Genomic DNA, 2532 nt, shown 5'->3' on the forward strand with positions numbered 1-2532 from the left:
GGGGGGGCGCGCGGGGGGGCGGGCGCGCGGGCGGGGGGGGGCCCGCGCCCGGGGGCCCCGGACCCCGCCCCCGCCCCCCCCCCGCCCCCGCGGCGGTCCGCCGCTACTCCCGCGCGGCCGTGCCGCTCTTCGCGGGGGCGGCACCCTTCGGGTCCGCGGCCTCGTCGAAGGAGACCTTGCCCATGTGGCGGTTCATCGACTTCATCAGCATCCAGACGGCCACGGCCATCACGGCGAAGACGACGAACCCGAGGACGCCGGGGGTCACCTTGTTCTTGTCCAGCTCTTCGGCGGCGAAGGGGACAAGCTGGGTCAGTGCCAGGTGTGCGCTCATGTCAGGCATTGTCGCGGATGCCCGCGAAGAGGTCGTCCTCGGGGAGGGAGGTCGGCACCAGCGACTTGCTGAGCTCGTACTCCTCCGTCGGCCAGACCTCCGTCTGGATCTCCATCGGCACCCGGAACCAGCCACCGTCCGGGTCGATCTGCGTACGGTGCGCGATCAGGGCCTTGTCGCGGGTCTCGAAGAACTCGGCGCACGGGACGAACGTGGTGATCTCGCGCTCCTTGCGCTCGAACTCCTTCCAGCGCTCCAGCCACTCGCCGTACGGGGACTCCATGCCCCGGTCGAGGAGCGCGTGGTGCAGGGCCTCCGTGCGGGGACGGTTGAAGCCCTGGTTGTAGTAGAGCTTCTGCGGCTGGAAGGCCGGGCCGAACTCGGCCTCCGGGTACTTCTCGGTGTCCGCCGCGCCGTCGAAGGCCACCATCGTGATCTTGTGGGTCATGATGTGGTCGGGGTGCGGGTAGCCGCCGTTCTCGTCGTAGGTCGTGATGACCTGCGGACGGAAGGAACGGATCTTGCGGACCAGCTCGCCGGCGGCCGTGTCGACGTCCTCCAGGGCGAAGCAGCCCTCGGGCAGCGGCGGCAGCGGGTCGCCCTCCGGCAGGCCGGAGTCGACGAAGCCGAGCCACTCCTGGTCGACCCCGAGGATCTCGCGGGCCTCGTCCATCTCCTTGCGGCGCACCTCGTGGATGTTCGCCTCGATGTAGGCGTCACCCTGGAGCCTCGGGTTGAGGATGGAGCCGCGCTCGCCGCCCGTGCACGTGACCACGAGCACGTCCACCCCCTCGGACACATACTTGGCCATCGTCGCCGCGCCCTTGCTCGACTCGTCGTCGGGGTGGGCGTGAACGGCCATCAGTCGCAGCTGCTCAGTCAAGACTCGGTCCTCGGTGATTCGTCGCGGAGGGAGGTCTCTATAGTGACGGAACCGGGGGGCGGAAAATTCCGGGTGCCCCGGCGGCGAGAGGAACGATCATGAGCGCGGTGCGAGAGCAGCTGCCCGAGGGGCGCTACGGCCGCTCCGCGGACGAGCGCGCCGACCGCAAGCTCAAGATCGCCGGTGCCGTGCTCGGCGCACTGTTCCTCGGCGTCGTGGGCTGGTTCGGCTGGCACTACGTCGGCGAGAGCAGGATCAGCGCCGAGATGATCAAGTTCGACGTGGTGAGCGACACCGAGGTGCAGGTGCACCTGGAGGTGCGCAAGGACGTCGACGTCACGGGCGTCTGCACGCTGCGCTCACGCTCCGAGGACGGGGCCGAGGTGGGCCGCAAGGACGTGAAGGTCGACGAGGCCGCCGACCGGGTCGACCGGGTCTGGTCGATCCGGACCACCGCGCGGGCGACGAGCGCCGAGCTCGTGGGGTGTACCCCGCAGTAGCCGTGGGTAGGGCGCGAGTGGTGTGTCGGACTCCGTTTCCGGCGCTGACCAGGAGTGACGCCATCTTGATGGTTTATGTCCTCCCCCTTTTCGCCACTAATTGTTAGGCTCGTGGTTTCGCCCGCCCAGGAAGGACAATCCTTCTGGGTAGGGCGATGCTTTGTATTCCCAGTACCTACGAGGAGCACCTGTGACCCAGACCAGCGACAACGTCACCTGGCTCACCCAGGAGGCGTACAACCAGCTCAAGGCCGAGCTGGAGTACCTGTCTGGTCCCGCGCGAACCGAGATCGCCGCCAAGATCGCCGCGGCGCGCGAGGAGGGCGACCTGCGCGAGAACGGCGGGTACCACGCGGCCAAGGAGGAGCAGGGCAAGCAGGAGCTCCGGGTCCGCCAGCTGACCCAGCTGCTCGAGCACGCCAAGGTCGGCGAGGCGCCGGCGGACGACGGCATCGTCGAGCCCGGCATGGTCGTGACGATCGCCTTCGACGGCGACGAGGACGACACGATGACCTTCCTGCTCGCCTCCCGCGAGTACGCGAGCGGCACCATCGAGACCTACTCGCCGCAGTCCCCGCTCGGGGTCGGCGTGCACGGCAAGAAGGCCGGCGAGGACGCCGAGTACGAGCTGCCGAACGGCAAGAAGGCCACCGTGAAGATCCTCAGCGCCAAGCCGTACACCGGCTGAGCCCCGATCCTTCCGTCGAAGGGGGGGGGCCCCCCCCGGGGGGGGGGGGGGGGGGGTGTGGTGGTGTTTCTTATATTGCGTCGGTCGATGAGAGCGCGGGGGGGTTTTCGAACGGGTGCGGGCGCGT

At 69.2% G+C, this 2532-nt stretch carries 4 protein-coding genes; 2 read left to right on the forward strand and 2 right to left on the reverse strand.

Annotation, left to right across the window (positions count from 1 at the left end; genetic code table 11):
* Positions 1–103: 103 nt before the first annotated feature.
* Together ACFVZW_RS35745 and mca are read right to left on the reverse strand one after the other, a co-directional pair.
* Entirely contained in the window at positions 104–343 is a 240-nt protein-coding gene (locus ACFVZW_RS35745; protein WP_384530585.1) for a hypothetical protein, read from the reverse strand.
* A complete protein-coding gene (gene mca / locus ACFVZW_RS35750) occupies positions 336–1217 on the reverse strand; it encodes a mycothiol conjugate amidase Mca (RefSeq protein ID WP_384530587.1) in 882 nt (293 codons plus the stop codon). Before mca ends, ACFVZW_RS35745 begins: the two co-directional genes overlap by 8 nt.
* Before the next feature lie 98 nt (positions 1218–1315).
* On the opposite strand from mca, the gene ACFVZW_RS35755 reads away from it, so the two are divergent.
* Positions 1316–1717, forward strand: a complete 402-nt coding sequence (locus tag ACFVZW_RS35755; protein ID WP_384530589.1) for a DUF4307 domain-containing protein — start codon at positions 1316–1318, stop codon at positions 1715–1717.
* Between the two features lie 190 nt (positions 1718–1907).
* Complete coding sequence (gene greA / locus ACFVZW_RS35760; RefSeq protein ID WP_383560183.1) at positions 1908–2405, forward strand: transcription elongation factor GreA; 498 nt, start codon at positions 1908–1910, stop codon at positions 2403–2405.
* Positions 2406–2532 lie beyond the last annotated feature (127 nt).

This window comes from Streptomyces sp. NPDC059567, from assembly GCF_042735655.1.
In the GTDB taxonomy this organism is placed as follows: Bacteria; Actinomycetota; Actinomycetes; order Streptomycetales; family Streptomycetaceae; genus Streptomyces.

Coding starts and splice junctions, on each gene's coding strand:
- ACFVZW_RS35745 (WP_384530585.1), bottom strand. CDS start 343: ATGCCTGACATGAGCGCACACCTGGCACTGACCCAGCTTGTCCCCTTC.
- ACFVZW_RS35755 (WP_384530589.1), top strand. CDS start 1,316: ATGAGCGCGGTGCGAGAGCAGCTGCCCGAGGGGCGCTACGGCCGCTCC.